We start from the raw sequence: 15,804 nt of genomic DNA, 5'->3' as shown, positions 1-15,804 counted from the left end.
GCACGCGGCGCGCGATCAGCTGGGTCACCTGGCTGCCGAAATCGACGATGAGGATACTGTCGGGATGCTCCATCCGCGCGCGTGTAGCGACTGCGCGGCTCACGTGAAAGGTCGCAAAGGTCACACCCCTACGCAGGTGCGCGCGGGCGGGCGCGTGTGCGGGATTATACGAATGAGAGCAACGCGAGGAGCAATGACGCGGGCAGGAGGTGTAGGACAGCCCCGATCGGTCCGCCACTACGCCAACTGTGCGGTGAACAGTGCAGCGCCGAACGCGACGAAGATCGCCCCGGTCACGCGATCGAACACGCGTCGCACGCGCGGACGCGCCATGTAGCGTGACAGCGAACGTCCGCCGAGCGCGTAGACGCCGTACCACAGGCATTCCACCGCGACGAACGTGACCACCAGGATCGCGAACTGCGGCCCCTCGGGCGCGCTGCGCGAGACGAACTGCGGCAGGAACGCCGCGGCGAACAGGATCAGCTTGGGGTTGCTGATGCCGATCGCGAAGCCGCCGCGGAACAAGGCCCGCTTCGACACCGCTGCCGGCAGCGTGCCCGCGCCGACATCGACCGGCGCCTCCTTGGCTCGCCACGCCTTGATGCCGAGATAGATCAGATAGGCGACACCGACGTAGCGCAGCACGTCAAACGCCCCCGGAATCGCGCGCAGCAGCGTCGTCAGCCCGGTCGCGGCGGCGGCGAGGACGATCAGCATCGCCGACAGGCACCCCGCCATCGCGAAGGTCGTCCGGCGCACGCCGACCTCGACGCTGCGCGACAGGATGTGGAGCATGTTGGGGCCGGGCGTGCCGCACAGCAGGAACACCGCGACGACGAACAGCCACCAGGTGTGAAGCGTCATCTCGAACTCTCTGTCTCGCACGAAAGAGGCCGCCCCATCGCCGGAGCGGCCCCTTGTCTCTTCGGCCCGCCGCGGCAGAGCCGCGTCGTCAGTCGACGCTGGGCGCCGCTGGCCGGGCGAGAGCGTCTCGTGAGCAGCCTGCGCTACTCACGTGCGCTTACTCGCCGTCGAAATCCTCGTCAGCCATGACCGGACCCGAGTCCTGACCCTTGGCCGAGACGTCGCGGTCGACGAACTCGATGATCGCCATCGGCGACGCATCCGACGCGCGGATGCCTGCCTTGATGACGCGGGTATAGCCGCCGTTACGCGACGCATAACGGGTCGCCAGCGTGTCGAACAGCTTCTGGAGCTGAGCATCGTCGAGCAGGCGCGCGTGCGCCAGACGACGGTTGGACAGCCCACCCTTCTTGCCGAGCGTCACCAGCTTCTCGACGTAGGGGCGAAGCTCCTTCGCCTTGGCGAGCGTGGTGGTGATCTGCTCGTGCTTGATCAGCGCGGCCGACATGTTGCGGAACAGCGCCTGGCGGTGAGCCGAGGTACGCTGGAGTTTACGACCGCCTACACGGTGACGCATGATGTGCTTCCTTCTCGTTCGTCAGGGGGCCGTGTGAGGTACCCCGGGCCTGGTGGGACGGTGGGCCACCGGTTGTCCGTCGCTCCTATTGGGAGCCCTTCTGTTGCGGCCGGGACGCGGAAGTGAATTCCGCGTCGTCGGTCGGGGCGGGCTAGCCGCCCCGCCGGCCGGGCTGGTCTGTCTCCGGTGCAAGTTGGCTTGCACCGGTGCAGGGTCAGCCCATAATCTCCTGCTCGAGCTTCTTGGCCATCTCCTCGATATTCTCGGGCGGCCAGCCGGGGATCTCCATGCCGAGGCGCAGCCCCATGCTGGAGAGCACTTCCTTGATCTCGTTGAGCGACTTGCGGCCGAAATTCGGCGTGCGCAGCATCTCGGCTTCGGTCTTGCCGACCAGATCGCCGATATAGATGATGTTGTCGTTCTTGAGGCAGTTGGCCGAGCGCACCGACAGTTCGAGCTCGTCGACCTTCTTGAGCAGGTAACGGTTGATCTGCGCGGTGTCGCCCGCGACCTCGCCCGTGCTCGCCGCCGGCGCCGCAACGCCGATTGGAGCCGAACGCGTCACCGACGAATCGTCGAAGTGGACAAACAGCGCCAGCTGGTCCTGCAGGATGCGCCCGGCGTAGCCGACGGCGTCCTCGGGCGTGACGGTGCCGTCGGTCTCGATCGTCAGCGTCAGTTTGTCATAGTCGAGGTCCTGCCCGACGCGGGTCGGATCGACCTTGTACGACACCTGACGCACCGGCGAATAGAGCGCATCGACCGGGATCAGACCGATCGGCGCGTCGGCCGGACGGTTGGCGGTCGCCGCGACGTAACCCTTACCCGTGTCGGCGGTCAGCTCCATGTTGAGCGTCGCGCCCTCGTCGAGGTGACAGATCACCAGCTCGGGGTTCATCACCTCGATATCGCCCGACACCGCGATATCGCCCGCCTTCACCTCGGCCGGACCGGTGGCGGAGAGCTGGAGCCGCTTCGGGCCTTCGCCCTGCATGCGGATCGCGATCTGCTTCACGTTCAGGACGATGTCCGTCACGTCCTCGCGAACGCCGGCAAGCGAGCTGAACTCGTGCAGCACGTTCTCGATCTTGATCGAGGTCACCGCCGCGCCCTGAAGGCTCGACAGCAGCACGCGCCGCAGCGCGTTGCCGAGCGTCAGGCCGAAGCCGCGCTCGAGTGGTTCGGCGATGAACGTCGCCTTGCGCTTCCCGTCGCCGCTCTTCTTCTCGAGGCCGCTGGGCTTCTTCAGTTCCTGCCAGTTCTTTGCGTTGACAGACAAGATCTCGTCCCCTGGGGTTGGGCGGAGCGCGTGCGCACGCGACACCGCCTAGTAAGATACGCAGCCGCTCGTCAGCGGCGACGCGAGAGCATCAGACGCGGCGACGCTTCGAAGGGCGCACGCCGTTGTGCGGGATCGAGGTCACGTCGCGGATCGACGTGATCTGGAAGCCGACCGCCTGCAGCGCGCGCAGCGCCGACTCGCGGCCCGAACCCGGACCCTTCACCTCGACCTCGAGCGTGCGGACACCGTGCTCGGCGGCCTTCTTGCCCGCATCCTCGGCCGCGACCTGCGCCGCGTACGGGGTCGACTTGCGCGAGCCCTTGAAGCCCATCATGCCGGCCGAGGACCAACTGATGGCATTGCCCTGCGCGTCGGTGATGGTGATCATGGTGTTGTTGAAGCTGGCGTTCACGTGCGCGACGCCCGCGGTGATGTTCTTGCGCTCGCGCCGACGAATGCGCTGCGGTGCCTGAGCCATGTGGTAGTTCCTGACCTATATTCCAAGTGACGCCGGCGGCGTGCCCATCAACCGGTGCGCAAGCGGAGGTTGCGCTGCCGGGATAGCTGTCTCCGGCGGAGTAGATCGTCCCGCGGGACGATTTACTTCTTCTTGCCGGCGATCGGCTTTGCCTTGCCCTTGCGGGTGCGCGCGTTGGTGTGGGTGCGCTGGCCGCGGACCGGCAGGCCCTTGCGGTGACGCAGGCCGCGGTAGCAGGCGAGGTCCATCAGACGCTTGATGTTCATCGCCGTCTCGCGACGAAGATCACCCTCGACGGTGTAGTCGGCGTCGATCGCTTCGCGGATCTGCAGCACTTCCTGGTCGGTCAGGTCCTGCACGCGGCGGTCGTCCGCGATGTTCAGCTTGGTGGTCAGCGCCTTGGCGTGCGCCGGGCCGATGCCGTGGATGTAGGTCAGCGCGATAATCACGCGCTTGTTGGTCGGGATGTTGACACCCGCGATACGTGCCATGAAATTCGTTCTCCTGTGCTCCACGGGGTGCGGCATGGCTGCCACGCGCCCCATCTCGTCGCATTGCACTTCCGGGTCGACCCGCCTTTACGCAAAAGCGCGGCGCACGCAACGAAGCGCCACCGGGACCGGTCTATCGGAAGGTTGAGCAGTTAGGCGCGCGCAAACGCCGAGTCAAGCGCGTGGTTCCGCGCGTCGTTTCAGTTTCACCCAGCGTTGCAATGCGACCACCGTCCAAATGATCTCCACCATCGCGAACGGCCATGCGCCTTGCAGGAACCCGTACACTCCGCTTGCGACGCAGCCGAGCGCGAACAACAAGGTCCAGAACGGCGCGCGGTCCTCCAGCACGTAGCAGACGAGCATGAACAGCACCGCCGCGAAGCCGAACAGGGTTAGACCGTCCATACGCATACCCCTGCCGCGTCGAATGTGGCTTGTCGAGCAGCGGACGTAAAAGCGCCGGCGAGAGCGTGAGGCCCTCGCCGGCGAACCCGACGCCACCGGGAGTGTGGGCGGCGGGTAGTCAGAGCCGCGGGAGTACCAGGCGGGGGTGGTGCCCGGTATCGCGTTCGGCGATCCGATGCCCCTTCTCTACCGGTGCGCAGGTGCGACGGCGGTGACCCGCGCATGAACTCTTCGTCATGTCGTCGCGGAGGCGGACAGTGCGTGCCGGCGTTCATCCGGCTTGTTGCGACAAATAGCGACGGTACGGGTGCAAATCGGCGCGCGTCAGGTGTGCGCGAAGCAGACCCGCACCTCGAATACTGGTCACGATCGGCCTGGGCGGATCAATGACCCTGTTTCCTTAACGTCGCGGCGCGTCAGCGTGCGCTAAGGATCGCCTCGATCGAGGCGGTGACGACCGCGATGTCCGCCATGCCGTCGACGCGGCGCACAAGCCCGCGCGCCTCGTAGATCGGGATAATCGGCGCGGTCTTCGCCCGGTACTCGGCCATACGCGTGCGCACGGTCTGCTCGTTGTCGTCGGGACGGCGCTTGAACTCGGTCGATCCGCAGACGTCGCACACGCCCGCCTCTCGCGGCTGCTTGAACGTGTCGTGATAGCCAGCGCCGCAATTCGCGCAGGTGAAGCGGCCGACGATGCGTTCAACCAGCGCGTCCTCGTTGACCTCGAGCTCGATGACGTGGTCGAGCTTCTGCCCACGCTCGGCGAGCAGGACGTCGAGCGCGTCGGCCTGCGCCGCGGTGCGCGGATAGCCGTCGAAGATCGCGCCAGCGCCAGTGCCCGCGTCCATCCGCTCACCGATCAGCGCCGAAACAATCGCGTCGGAGACGAGCTCGCCCGCGTCCATCACCGCCTTGGCCTGAACGCCGACCGGGGTGCCCGCCTTGACCGCGGCGCGCAGCATGTCGCCGGTCGAGAGCTGCACCATGTTGTGCTCGGCGACCAGCCGCTCCGACTGCGTGCCCTTGCCCGCACCTGGCGGCCCCAGCAGGATGATGTTCACGCGCGCGATCTCCCCGTTTTCGCTCAAATTCGACGTCACCGCTGATCAGCGGCGACGCGCGCCCTTCAGCTTCGACTTCTTGATCAGGTCGCCATACTGGTGCGCCAGCAGGTGCGACTGGATCTGCGTCACCGTGTCCATCGTCACGTTGACGACGATCAGCAGGCTGGTGCCGCCGAGATAGAACGGGATCGAGAGCGCCGAGACGAGATATTCCGGCACCACGCAGATGAAGGTCAGGTAGGCCGCACCGATCACGGTAATGCGCGTCAGCACATAGTCGAAGTACGTTTCGGTGTTCTTGCCCGGACGGATGCCGGGAATGAACCCGCCGTAGCGCTTCAGATTCTCCGCTGTTTCTTCCGGATTGAAGACGACCGCAGTGTAGAAGAACGAGAAGAAGATGATGCCCGCGGCATAGAGCGCCATGTAGAGCGGTGCGCCGTGCTGCAGATACTGGTTGAGGCTGATGATCGCATCACCCCACCAGCTGTCACCCTTGACGCGGTTACCCGCGAACTGCGTGATCGTCAGCGGCATCAGCAACAGCGACGATGCGAAAATCGGCGGAATCACGCCCGCGGTGTTGATCTTAAGCGGCAGGTGGCTGCGGTCGGCCTGCATCCCGCGCTGCGTCTGCCGCTTGGGATATTGGATCAGGATACGACGCTGCGCGCGCTCCATGAAGCAGATCAGCAGCACGAGCCCGACGACCACTGCAATGATCGCGATCAGCACGAACGCGCTCATCGAGCCCGAGCGACCGCCCTCCAGCAGGTTGACGATCGTGGTCGGCAGGTGCGCGACGATGCCCGCCATGATGATCAGCGACACGCCGTTGCCGATGCCCCGGCTGGTGATCTGCTCGCCGATCCACATCAGGAACATCGTCCCGCCGATCAGCGACACCACCGCGTTGATGCGGAACAGCATGCCCGGCTCGACCACCGCCTGGATGCCCGAGTTCGCGCCGAGCGTCTCGAGCCCGACCGCGATAAAATAGCCCTGCACCGCGGTCAGCGCGACGGTGCCGTAGCGCGTGTACTGGTTCAGTTTCTTGCGACCGCTCTCACCTTCCTTCTTAATGGCGGCAAGCTGCGGCGACAGCGAAGTCGCCAACTGCACCACGATCGAGGCTGTGATGTACGGCATCACGCCCAGCGCGATCAGCGACATGCGGCTGAGCGAACCACCCGAGAAGGTGTTGAAGAAGTCGAGCACGCCGCCTTTGGTCTGATCGGCGAGCAGGCCGAGCGCGGTCGCATCGACACCCGGCAGCGGCACGTAGCTCAGCAGGCGGAAGACGATCAGCGCGCCGATCGTGAACCACAGACGCTTCTTCAGGTCGGTCGCCTGCGCGAACTTCGCGAGGCTGATGCTGGAGGCCATGTTGTTGGCTACGGATGCCATCGTTTTCGCGAATCCTGAAACGGAACTGGTCGCGCGAGCGCGTCGCGCGCACCAAACAAAAGCGGCGGGAAGCGTCAACCCGCCCCCGCCGCTCATATAGGCGTATTACACGCCCTGTCTAATTTTTGCGGGGTCTAATGCCACGGGTTTGATCACACCGTGCACGCGTCGGCGTTGTGGCCGACGCGCCACAGTTATGCGATCAGGCGCGCGGTGCCGCGCGACCGGTGCGGTGCTTGGCCTTGGCCTTCTCCGCCGCCGGAACGATCTCGGGCACGGTGACCGAGCCGCCAGCCTTCTCGACCGCCTCACGCGCCGACGCCGAAACGCCCGCGACGGTGAAGTTCAGCTTCGACGAAAGCGTGCCCTTGCCGAGCAGACGCACGCCGTCCTTGCCACCGCGCGCGAGGCCAGCCGCCTTGAGCGCCGCATGGTCGATGTCGGTACCGGTCAGCTTGCCCGACGCGATCGCCTTCTCGATCGCGCCCAGGTTCACCTCGGCGTAGTCCTTGGCGAAGATGTTGTTGAAGCCGCGCTTCGGCAGACGCATGTGGAGTGGCATCTGACCGCCCTCGAAGCCGGCGATCGACACGCCTTCGCGGCTCTTCTGACCCTTTACGCCGCGGCCGCCGGTCTTGCCCTTGCCCGAGCCGATGCCACGGCCCACGCGCATGCGGGACTTGCGGGCACCTTCGTTGTCGCGGAGTTCGTTGAGCTTCATGATATGCACTCGCTTTCGCTTTTGTCGCGCTAAAGGAAAAGGAAGGGGGCCGCTTAGCCCCCTTCCCCGTAACTGTCACCGGTAAAGGTGTGGAAGGCTCAGCCCTCCTGCACCTCGACCATGTGGTGCACCTTGCGGATCATTCCGCGGACCTCGGGGCTGTCCTGCAGCTCCGCGACCTTGTGCATCTTGTTGAGGCCGAGACCGATCAGCGTCGCGCGCTGATCCTTGGTGCGGCGGATCGGCGAACCGGTCTGCTTGACCTTGATGGTAGCCATTGATCGTTACTCCGTGATCGCCGCGGCATCGGCCTCGGCGGTCTGCGCGTCAGCGCCAGCGCCGCGACCGAGCAGGTCCGCGATCTTCTTGCCGCGGCGCTGTGCGACGGCCTTGGGCGAGGTCTGCTCACCCAGTGCCTCGAACGTCGCGCGGATCATGTTGTACGGGTTCGACGTGCCGACCGACTTGGTCACGACGTCGTGGACACCCAGGCTCTCGAAGATGGCGCGCATCGGGCCACCCGCGATGATCCCGGTACCCTGCGGCGCCGAGCGGACGGTGACGCGACCGGCACCGAAGTGACCGTTACCGTCGTGGTGCAGCGTGCGACCTTCCTTCAGCGGAACGCGCAGCATCTTCTTCTTCGCCGACGCAGTCGCCTTCGAAATTGCCTCAGGCACCTCGCGCGCCTTGCCGTGCCCGAAGCCGACGCGGCCCTTGCCGTCACCGACGACGACGAGTGCTGCGAAGCCGAAGCGCTTACCGCCCTTCACCGTCTTCGACACGCGGTTGATGTGGACGAGCTTCTCGATCAGCTCCTCGCCGCCATCGTCCTGTCCGCCGCGACGATCGTCACGACGACCACCGCGACCGCCGTCACGACCACCGCGATTGCCGCCGGGGCCCCCACGACCGCGACCGCCACCGGGACCGCCGCGACCGCCGCCCTGGCCGCCGCGATAGCCGCCGCCCTGACCGCCACCGAAGCCGCCGCTACCCTGGCCACCACCGTTGGTGCCCGCGCTCTGACCAGCGTCCTGCGGCGCGGTTGCCGCCATCGGCTCGCCTGCCGTCTGGTTGTTGTCGTCAGCCATGTCTTAGAACTCCAGTCCGGCTTCGCGCGCGGCTTCCGCCAACGCCTTCACCCGGCCGTGAAACAGGAAGCCGCCACGATCGAACACGACCTGCGTCACGCCCGCCGCCTTGGCCTTCTCGGCCACGCGACGACCGACCTCGGTCGCAGCCGACACGTTGGCACCCGAAGTACCACGCGCATCCTGCTCCAGCGTCGAAGCCGAAGCGACCGTGCGGCCCGCCTCATCGTCGATGATCTGCGCGTAGATATGCTTGCCCGAACGGTGAACCGACAGGCGCGGACGCGTACCCGCCCGCGCGCGCAGCGCGGTGCGGTTGCGGCGACGCCGCTTCTCGAAAAGCGAAAGGCCCTTGGTCACTTCTTCTTTCCTTCCTTACGGAAGATGAACTCGCCGTCGTACTTGATGCCCTTGCCCTTGTACGGCTCCGGCTTGCGCCAGCGGCGGATCTCGGCGGCGAGCTGACCCACCTTTTGCTTGTCCGAACCGCTGATCTCGACGGTGGTGGCGTCCGGCGTCTTCACCTCGATGCCCTCGGGCACGTCGATGTTGACGTCGTGACTGTAGCCGAGCTGCAGCTTCAGGTTACGACCCTGCGCCGCGGCGCGGTAACCGACGCCGGTGATGACCAGCTTCTTCGAGAAGCCCGTGGTCACGCCCGTCACCAGGTTCTGCACCAGCGTGCGCTGCATGCCCCAGAACGCGCGAGCGCGCTTGGTGTCGTTCGCCGGCTGCACCGAAATGCCGTCCTGCTGAACATCATAGGTGATCTCGTCGACGAGCGGCATCGTCAGGGTGCCCTTGGGCCCCTTCACGCTCAGCACGCGACCGGCGATGTCGGCGGTCACGCCGGCCGGAACCGGCACTGCTTTCTTTCCGATGCGGCTCATCAGAACACCTCCGCCAGCACTTCGCCACCGACGTTCTGCTCGCGTGCCTCGGCATCCGAGAGCACGCCGCGCGGCGTCGATACGATGGTGATGCCCAAGCCGTTCATCACGCGGGGAAGCTCCTGGCTACCCGAGTAGACGCGGCGGCCGGGCTTCGAGACGCGCGCCACGTGCTTGATCGCGGGCTGGCCTTCGAAATACTTGAGCTCGATACGGACGCCCTTAGCAGGGCCCATCTCTTCTTCGCTATAGCCACGAATGTAGCCTTCGCGCTGAAGCACGTCGAGCACGCGGGTCCGCAGCTTGCTGGCGGGCGAGAGGACGCTGTCCTTGCGCGCGCGCTGGCCGTTGCGGATGCGGGTGAGCAGGTCACCCAGGGGATCGGTCACTGCCATCTGTCGTGTCCTTACCAGCTCGACTTCGTGAGACCCGGGATCAGGCCCTTGTTGGCCAGATCGCGCAGCATCACACGTGCGAGACGGAACTTGCGGTAATAAGCGCGCGGGCGCCCGGTGATCTCGCAGCGGTTGCGGATGCGGGTCGGGTTCGCGTTACGCGGCAACTCGGACATCTTGAGGCGCGCGATGAGACGCTCGGTCTCGTCGAGCGACTCGTCGTTGGCAATCGCCTTCAGCTTTGCGAACTTCGGGGCATATTGCTTCACGAGCTTCTTGCGACGCTCGTTCTTGTTCACGGAACTCAGTTTCGCCATGGACTTAAGCTCTCTTTGTTACGCGGCCTGACGCGGCGCATCGGCCTCGTCCTCGGCCTGCGGGAACGGGAAGCCGAACAGGCGGAGGAGCTCACGCGCCTCCTCGTCGGTCTTCGCGCTGGTCGTCACAATCACATCCATGCCTCGCACCTTGTCGATGCGGTCATAGTTGATCTCGGGGAACACGATCTGCTCCTTGATGCCGCAGGCATAGTTGCCGCGACCGTCGAAGCTCTTCGGGTTCAGACCACGGAAATCGCGAACGCGCGGCAGCGCGATCGTGATGAAACGGTCGAGAAACTCGTACATGCGCTCGCGACGCAGCGTCACCTTGACGCCGATCGGCATGCCTTCACGCAGCTTGAACTGCGCGATCGACTTCTTCGCCTTGGTGATGACAGGCTTCTGGCCGGCGATCAGCTCCATCTCGGACGCTGCCTGCTCGACCTTCTTCTTGTCCTGGGTCGCCTCACCGACGCCCATGTTGAGCACGATCTTCTCGATCCGCGGAACCTCGAGCACGTTCTTGTACCCGAACTTCTCGGTCATCGCCTTAGCGATCGAGTCGTCGTACATCGACTTCATGCGGGGCTTGTAATCAGCCATCGATCTTGCTCCCGGTCTTGACCGAAACGCGGACCTTCTTGCCGTCCTGCGTTTCGTAGCGCACGCGCGTCGGCTTGCCGTCGGCGGTCACGTGCGCGACCTTGGAGACGTGCAGCGGTGCCTCTACGCGCTCCAGGCCGCCCTGCGGCTGTGCCTGGCTCGGCTTGCGGTGACGGGTCGCGACATTGATGCCACCCACGACGACCTTCTGGTCGCGCGGCATGGCGAGCGTGACCGTGCCGGTCTTGCCCTTGTCCTTGCCCGACAGGACGATGACCTGATCGCCCTTCTTGATCTTCATCTTCGTGTTGCTCATCACAGCACCTCCGGCGCCAGGCTGATGACCTTCATGTGGCCACGCCCGCGCAGCTCGCGTACCACCGGCCCGAAGATACGAGTGCCGATCGGCTCCTCGTTCTTGTTGACCAGCACCGCGGCATTGCCGTCGAAGCGAATAACCGAGCCATCGGCGCGGCGGATATCCTTGGCGGTACGCACGATGACGGCGCGGTGAACGTCGCCCTTCTTCACGCGGCCGCGCGGCTGTGCTTCCTTGACGGAGACGACGATGATGTCGCCCACGCCGGCCGTGCGACGCTTGGAGCCGCCCAGCACCTTGATGCACTGCACGCGCTTCGCGCCGCTGTTGTCAGCGACGTCGAGGTTCGACTGCATCTGGATCATTGATCCGTGTCCTTATCCAATGGGGTGGATACCGACCCAACCCCGCCTAAAATAACGACCCCCGGCGCGGGCGACCGTTTACACGGTGCTGCACCAGGGGGAGCGGTCCGGTAACCGCCCCAGCGACGAAACGCAAGTCCGCTGCGGGACTTACGCCTGTGTCGCTACGTCGCCCCCTCCCCCGCTCATGTGGTCTCTGCGATCAGGCAGACCCTGCACGAAACGAGAGAAGGGCTCTCACGCCCGACGCTTTATGCGTCGACGTCTACCCGTTCCGGCGTCGCATGGGTGTTGACCCGCTCGACCACCTTCCAGTTCTTGAGCTTTGACATCGGCGCCGTCTCTTCGATGCGAACGGTCTCGCCCTGCTTGTACTCGTTCGCCTCGTCGTGGGCGTGGTACTTCTTCGAACGGCGGATGATCTTGCCGTAGAGCGGGTGCTTGACCTTGCGCTCCACGTTGACGACCACCGTCTTCTCGCCCTTGTCCGAGACGATCACCCCGGTCAGCACGCGCTTCGGCATGTCTCTCGTCCTCTTACTTGCCAGCGGCAGCGTTGCGCTGCGCCTGCTGGGTCTTGATGCGCGCGATGTCCTTGCGGACCTCGCGAACGCGGCTCGGCTTTTCGAGCTGGTTGGTCGCCGCCTGGAAGCGCAGGTTGAACTGCTCGCGCTTCAGCTGGCCCAGGCTCTCGCCGAGCTGGTCGTCGGTCTGGCCGACAAAATCGGTCTTGGTCTTACCCTTAGCCATCTCACTCGCCTCCCAGGTGCGACGTGTCGCCCAGACGCGCCACCACCTTGGTCTTGATCGGCAGCTTCATCGCGGCGCGCTCGAACGCTTCCGCCGCGATCTTGCCCTCGACGCCGTCGAGCTCGAACAGGATCCGGCCCGGCTTGACGCGCGCGGCCCAGAACTCCGGCGAACCCTTGCCCGAGCCCATGCGAACTTCGGCCGGCTTCGACGAGACGGGAACGTCCGGGAAGATGCGGATCCAGAGACGGCCCTGGCGCTTGATGTGGCGCGTGATCGCGCGGCGGGCCGCCTCGATCTGACGCGCGGTGATGCGTTCCGGCTCCATTGCCTTCAGCCCGTACGAGCCGAAGTTCAGAGCCGTGCCGCCCTTGGCGTCGCCGTGGATGCGGCCCTTGAACGCCTTGCGGAACTTGGTGCGCTTTGGTTGCAGCATGTTCTGTCCTGTGCCTTAGCGGCGATCGTCGCGCGCGGGGCGCACGCCGGAGGTCTGAGCCTCCATCATCAGCCGGTCCTGCGCCATCGGATCGTGGCCCAGGATCTCGCCCTTGAAGACCCACACCTTCACGCCGCAGACACCGTAAGCGGTGTGCGCCTGCGCTTCGGCATAGTCGAGGTTGGCGCGCAGCGTATGCAGCGGCACGCGACCCTCACGATAGCTCTCCGAACGCGCGATCTCGGCGCCGCCCAGGCGACCACCGCACGCGACGCGGATGCCGTCGGCACCCAGGCGCATCGCCGACTGCACCGCGCGCTTCATGGCGCGGCGGAATGCGATACGACGCTCGAGCTGGTCGGCAATGCCCTGGGCGACGAGCTTGGCGTCGACCTCGGGCTTGCGGATCTCGACGATGTTCAGCGACACGTCCGAGGCGGTCATCGTGCCGAGCTTCTTGCGAAGCTTCTCGATGTCCGAACCCTTCTTGCCGATGATCACGCCCGGACGCGCGGCGAAGACGGAGATGCGGCACAGCTTGGCCGGACGCTCGATCACCACCTTGGAGATCGCCGCCTGCGGCAGCGTGTCCATGATGTACTGGCGAATCTTCAGATCCTCCAGCAGCAGGCGACCATAGTCCTGGCCTTCCGCGAACCAGCGGCTGTCCCAGGTGCGGTTGATCTGCAGGCGCAGACCGATCGGGTTGCTCTTGTGACCCATTAGGCTTCTTCCTGCTCGCGCACGACGATCCGCAGCCGCGAGAACGGCTTTAGGATGCGGGTGGACTTGCCGCGGCCGCGCGTGGCGAACCGCTTCATGGTGATCGACTTGCCGACCGACGCCTCGGCGACAACGAGCGCGTCGACGTCGAGGTTGTGGTTGTTCTCGGCGTTGGCGATCGCGGAGGCGAGCACCTTGCGTGCGTCAACCGCCATTGCCTTGGTCGAGAACTGCAGGATGTTCAGCGCGTCGCTGACCTTGCGGCCGCGGATCAGGCCCGCGACCAGGTTGAGCTTCTGCGCAGATCCGCGGATCTGCGTGCCGACCGACAAGGCCTCCTTGTCGCCGACCTTGCGAGGGGATGCTGGCTTCGACATCAGCGCTTGCCCTTCTTGTCAGCCGCGTGACCCGGAAAATACCGGGTCGGCGCGAACTCGCCGAGCTTCATGCCGACCATGTCTTCGTTGATCGAGACAGGCACGAACTTGCGGCCATTGTAGACGGTGAACGTCAGACCGACGAACTGCGGCAGGATGGTGGAGCGGCGCGACCAGGTCTTGATCGGCGCGCGGCCACCCGCGTCCTGCGCGGCTTCGGCCTTCTTGAGAAGGCTCAGTTCGACGAACGGGCCCTTCCAGACGGAGCGCGCCATTACTTCTTCCTCGCGTGACGGCTACGGATGATCATCTTGTCCGTAGACTTGTTGTGGCGGGTGCGCGCACCCTTGGTCGGCTTGCCCCACGGCGTGACCGGATGACGGCCGCCCGAGGTCCGGCCTTCACCACCGCCGTGCGGGTGGTCGACCGGGTTCTTCGCAACACCGCGGGTCAGCGGACGCGAACCCAGCCAGCGCGAACGACCGGCCTTGCCGAGGTTCGTGTTCTGGTTGTCCGGATTCGACACCGCGCCGACCGTCGCCATGCACTCCGCACGGATGTAGCGCTGCTCGCCCGAGTTCAGGCGCACGATCACCATGCCGCGGTCGCGACCCACGACCTGCACGTAGGTGCCGGCCGAACGTGCGATCTGACCACCCTTGTTCGGCTTCATCTCCACGTTGTGGACGATGGTGCCGACGGGGACCTGGCCGATCTCCATCGCGTTGCCGGGCTTGGTGTCGGTCTTCTTCGCCGCGATCACCTTGTCACCGACCGCGAGACGCTGCGGCGCGATGATGTAGGCCTGCTCGCCGTCCGCATACGACACCAACGCGATGAACGCGGTGCGGTTGGGATCGTACTCGAGCCGCTCGACCGTGCCCTCGGCGTCCCACTTGCGACGCTTGAAGTCGATGAAGCGATACTTCTGCTTGTGGCCGCCCGCGATGCCGCGGCTGGTCACGTGGCCCTTGTTGTTGCGGCCGCCGGTCTTGTTCTTGCCCTCGGTCAGCGCCTTGACGGGCTTGCCCTTCCACAGCGACGACTTGTCGACGAGGATGAGGCCGCGCTGCGCAGGCGACGTCGGGTTATAATGCTTGAGTGCCATCTTACTTGGCCCCCTCGGTGACGTCGATCGACTGGCCCTCGGTGAGGGTGACGATCGCCTTCTTCATGTCAGACCGCTGGTAGGGCGCACCCTTCCAACGCTTGGTCTTGCCCTTCTGCACGATCGTGTTCACGCTCTTCACGGACACGTCGAACAGAGCCTCGACCGCTGCCTTGATCTCCGGCTTGGTCGCCTTGTTGGCGACCTTGAACACGACGGCGTTCTGCTCGGAGAGAAGGGTCGCCTTCTCCGTGATGTGCGGCGCGACAATCACGTCATAGTGACGGTTGTCGATCGCCTTTGCCTGCTTAGCCATTGAAGCGAGCCTCCAGCTTCTCGACCGCCGCGCGGGTCAGGACCAGCGTGTCAGCCTTGATGATGTCGTAGACGTTCGCCCCCACTGCGGGGAGCATGTCGACGCCGACCAGGTTGCGGCCGGCGCGGAAGCCCTCGCCCGCGTCGCCGTCGATGACGAGCGTGCGCTTGCCAGCGTTGAGCGTCGCGAAATGACCCTTCAGCTCGGCGGTCTTGGCGACCGAGAAGCCGTCGAGCACGATCAGCGAACCGTTCTTCGCATGGGCCGACAGCGCCATCTTCAGGCCCAGCGCGCGAACCTTCTTGTTCAGGCCGGGATTGAAGTCGCGAACGCGGGCGCCGTGCGCCTTACCACCGCCGATGAACACCGGAGCGCGGCGATCGCCGTGACGAGCCGTACCGCCGCCCTTCTGGCGACCGAACTTCTTGCCCGAGCGGGCGACGTCGGCGCGCTCACGGGTGCCGCGCGCGGTGGCGCGACGCTTCTCGAGCTGCCAGGTCACGACACGGTGCAGGATGTCGGCACGCGGATCGAGGCCGAAGACCTCGTCGTTGAGCTCGATCTCTGCAGCGTCAGTGCCGGCAAAGGAGGAAACCTTGACCTTCACGTTCAGCCCTCCTGGCCGTCGGTCGCTTGCGTGTCGGCCGAGATGTCGGCCGGCGTATCAGCGGCGGTGTTGTTGGTGGCAGCCTGCTTCAGGCTGGCCGGGAACGGTGCGGTCTCGTGGCGCGGCAGCTTGACCGCGTCCTTGACGAACAGCCAGCCACCCTTCGAGCCGGGCACCGAGCCCTTGACGAAGATCAGGCCGCG

27 protein-coding genes and 1 pseudogene are annotated in these 15,804 nt (G+C 65.5%); all 28 read right to left on the bottom strand.

Features of this window, described 5'->3' with window-relative positions:
• Nucleotides 1–237: 237 nt before the first annotated feature.
• The gene (locus QZ847_RS11435) at nt 238–867 is read right to left on the bottom strand and encodes a LysE family translocator (RefSeq protein ID WP_294356586.1); all 630 of its coding nucleotides are present in this window, start codon (nt 865–867) and stop codon (nt 238–240) included.
• Nucleotides 868–1,024: 157 nt separating this feature from the next.
• Nucleotides 1,025–1,444 (bottom strand): 50S ribosomal protein L17, encoded by a 420-nt coding sequence (gene rplQ / locus QZ847_RS11430; RefSeq protein ID WP_294356584.1) that lies wholly within the window; start codon nt 1,442–1,444, stop codon nt 1,025–1,027.
• A gap of 214 nt (nt 1,445–1,658) precedes the next feature.
• Complete coding sequence (locus QZ847_RS11425; protein WP_093005727.1) at nt 1,659–2,723, bottom strand: DNA-directed RNA polymerase subunit alpha; 1,065 nt, start codon at nt 2,721–2,723, stop codon at nt 1,659–1,661.
• 91 nt (nt 2,724–2,814) lie between these two features.
• Entirely contained in the window at nt 2,815–3,204 is a 390-nt protein-coding gene (gene rpsK / locus QZ847_RS11420; RefSeq protein ID WP_019516037.1) for a 30S ribosomal protein S11, read from the bottom strand.
• Between the two features lie 122 nt (nt 3,205–3,326).
• Nucleotides 3,327–3,695, bottom strand: coding sequence for a 30S ribosomal protein S13 (gene rpsM, locus QZ847_RS11415; RefSeq protein ID WP_019516036.1), 369 nt, complete (start codon nt 3,693–3,695; stop codon nt 3,327–3,329).
• 174 nt (nt 3,696–3,869) lie between these two features.
• Nucleotides 3,870–4,103, bottom strand: a complete 234-nt coding sequence (locus QZ847_RS11410; protein ID WP_294356582.1) for a hypothetical protein — start codon at nt 4,101–4,103, stop codon at nt 3,870–3,872.
• A gap of 416 nt (nt 4,104–4,519) precedes the next feature.
• The gene (locus tag QZ847_RS11405; RefSeq protein WP_294356580.1) at nt 4,520–5,167 is read right to left on the bottom strand and encodes an adenylate kinase; all 648 of its coding nucleotides are present in this window, start codon (nt 5,165–5,167) and stop codon (nt 4,520–4,522) included.
• 45 nt (nt 5,168–5,212) lie between these two features.
• Complete coding sequence (gene secY / locus QZ847_RS11400) at nt 5,213–6,577, bottom strand: preprotein translocase subunit SecY (RefSeq protein WP_026325813.1); 1,365 nt, start codon at nt 6,575–6,577, stop codon at nt 5,213–5,215.
• Nucleotides 6,578–6,779: 202 nt separating this feature from the next.
• Nucleotides 6,780–7,298: a 50S ribosomal protein L15 gene (gene rplO, locus QZ847_RS11395; protein ID WP_294189586.1), complete on the bottom strand. Its 519-nt coding sequence runs from the start codon at nt 7,296–7,298 to the stop codon at nt 6,780–6,782.
• 98 nt (nt 7,299–7,396) lie between these two features.
• The gene (gene rpmD, locus QZ847_RS11390; RefSeq protein ID WP_093005721.1) at nt 7,397–7,576 is read right to left on the bottom strand and encodes a 50S ribosomal protein L30; all 180 of its coding nucleotides are present in this window, start codon (nt 7,574–7,576) and stop codon (nt 7,397–7,399) included.
• Between the two features lie 6 nt (nt 7,577–7,582).
• Complete coding sequence (gene rpsE, locus QZ847_RS11385) at nt 7,583–8,392, bottom strand: 30S ribosomal protein S5 (RefSeq protein WP_294356576.1); 810 nt, start codon at nt 8,390–8,392, stop codon at nt 7,583–7,585.
• Nucleotides 8,393–8,395: 3 nt separating this feature from the next.
• Nucleotides 8,396–8,752, bottom strand: a complete 357-nt coding sequence (gene rplR / locus QZ847_RS11380) for a 50S ribosomal protein L18 (RefSeq protein ID WP_294356574.1) — start codon at nt 8,750–8,752, stop codon at nt 8,396–8,398.
• Nucleotides 8,749–9,282 carry a 50S ribosomal protein L6 gene (gene rplF, locus QZ847_RS11375; RefSeq protein WP_294356572.1) on the bottom strand — a complete coding sequence of 178 codons (534 nt, stop codon included), beginning with the start codon at nt 9,280–9,282 and terminating at the stop codon, nt 8,749–8,751. The genes rplR and rplF overlap by 4 nt, the downstream gene beginning before the upstream one ends.
• Nucleotides 9,282–9,677, bottom strand: coding sequence for a 30S ribosomal protein S8 (rpsH, locus tag QZ847_RS11370; protein ID WP_093005713.1), 396 nt, complete (start codon nt 9,675–9,677; stop codon nt 9,282–9,284). The genes rplF and rpsH overlap by 1 nt, the downstream gene beginning before the upstream one ends.
• Nucleotides 9,678–9,688: 11 nt before the next feature.
• Nucleotides 9,689–9,994, bottom strand: coding sequence for a 30S ribosomal protein S14 (rpsN, locus tag QZ847_RS11365; protein ID WP_026325812.1), 306 nt, complete (start codon nt 9,992–9,994; stop codon nt 9,689–9,691).
• 18 nt (nt 9,995–10,012) lie between these two features.
• Nucleotides 10,013–10,600 carry a 50S ribosomal protein L5 gene (gene rplE, locus QZ847_RS11360; protein ID WP_026325811.1) on the bottom strand — a complete coding sequence of 196 codons (588 nt, stop codon included), beginning with the start codon at nt 10,598–10,600 and terminating at the stop codon, nt 10,013–10,015.
• Nucleotides 10,593–10,916, bottom strand: a complete 324-nt coding sequence (rplX, locus tag QZ847_RS11355) for a 50S ribosomal protein L24 (RefSeq protein WP_294189575.1) — start codon at nt 10,914–10,916, stop codon at nt 10,593–10,595. The genes rplE and rplX overlap by 8 nt, the downstream gene beginning before the upstream one ends.
• On the bottom strand, nt 10,916–11,284 hold the full coding sequence (gene rplN / locus QZ847_RS11350) for a 50S ribosomal protein L14 (RefSeq protein WP_019516022.1): 369 nt from the start codon (nt 11,282–11,284) through the stop codon (nt 10,916–10,918). The genes rplX and rplN overlap by 1 nt, the downstream gene beginning before the upstream one ends.
• Before the next feature lie 251 nt (nt 11,285–11,535).
• A complete protein-coding gene (rpsQ, locus tag QZ847_RS11345; RefSeq protein WP_019516021.1) occupies nt 11,536–11,808 on the bottom strand; it encodes a 30S ribosomal protein S17 in 273 nt (90 codons plus the stop codon).
• A gap of 13 nt (nt 11,809–11,821) precedes the next feature.
• Nucleotides 11,822–12,034, bottom strand: coding sequence for a 50S ribosomal protein L29 (gene rpmC / locus QZ847_RS11340; protein ID WP_019516020.1), 213 nt, complete (start codon nt 12,032–12,034; stop codon nt 11,822–11,824).
• A gap of 1 nt (nt 12,035) precedes the next feature.
• On the bottom strand, nt 12,036–12,470 hold the full coding sequence (gene rplP, locus QZ847_RS11335; protein ID WP_019516019.1) for a 50S ribosomal protein L16: 435 nt from the start codon (nt 12,468–12,470) through the stop codon (nt 12,036–12,038).
• A 15-nt stretch (nt 12,471–12,485) separates the two neighbouring features.
• Nucleotides 12,486–13,193, bottom strand: a complete 708-nt coding sequence (rpsC, locus tag QZ847_RS11330) for a 30S ribosomal protein S3 (protein ID WP_019516018.1) — start codon at nt 13,191–13,193, stop codon at nt 12,486–12,488.
• Nucleotides 13,193–13,570 carry a 50S ribosomal protein L22 gene (rplV, locus tag QZ847_RS11325; RefSeq protein ID WP_019516017.1) on the bottom strand — a complete coding sequence of 126 codons (378 nt, stop codon included), beginning with the start codon at nt 13,568–13,570 and terminating at the stop codon, nt 13,193–13,195. The genes rpsC and rplV overlap by 1 nt, the downstream gene beginning before the upstream one ends.
• The gene (gene rpsS / locus QZ847_RS11320; RefSeq protein WP_019516016.1) at nt 13,570–13,845 is read right to left on the bottom strand and encodes a 30S ribosomal protein S19; all 276 of its coding nucleotides are present in this window, start codon (nt 13,843–13,845) and stop codon (nt 13,570–13,572) included. Before rpsS ends, rplV begins: the two co-directional genes overlap by 1 nt.
• Nucleotides 13,845–14,678 carry a 50S ribosomal protein L2 gene (gene rplB / locus QZ847_RS11315; protein WP_294356570.1) on the bottom strand — a complete coding sequence of 278 codons (834 nt, stop codon included), beginning with the start codon at nt 14,676–14,678 and terminating at the stop codon, nt 13,845–13,847. Before rplB ends, rpsS begins: the two co-directional genes overlap by 1 nt.
• A 1-nt stretch (nt 14,679) precedes the next feature.
• Nucleotides 14,680–14,994 (bottom strand): 50S ribosomal protein L23, encoded by a 315-nt coding sequence (locus tag QZ847_RS11310; RefSeq protein WP_019516014.1) that lies wholly within the window; start codon nt 14,992–14,994, stop codon nt 14,680–14,682.
• Nucleotides 14,987–15,601, bottom strand: coding sequence for a 50S ribosomal protein L4 (rplD, locus tag QZ847_RS11305; protein WP_294189552.1), 615 nt, complete (start codon nt 15,599–15,601; stop codon nt 14,987–14,989). Before rplD ends, QZ847_RS11310 begins: the two co-directional genes overlap by 8 nt.
• A 2-nt stretch (nt 15,602–15,603) precedes the next feature.
• Nucleotides 15,604–15,804, bottom strand: a pseudogene (locus tag QZ847_RS11300) (50S ribosomal protein L3); the annotation flags it as partial.

The sequence above is a fragment of the uncultured Sphingomonas sp. genome, from assembly GCF_913778135.1.
Lineage (GTDB): Bacteria > Pseudomonadota > Alphaproteobacteria > Sphingomonadales > Sphingomonadaceae > Sphingomonas.
The sequence above is the reverse complement of the archived record's forward strand: the minus strand, read 5'-3'. Positions and strand labels throughout refer to the sequence as shown.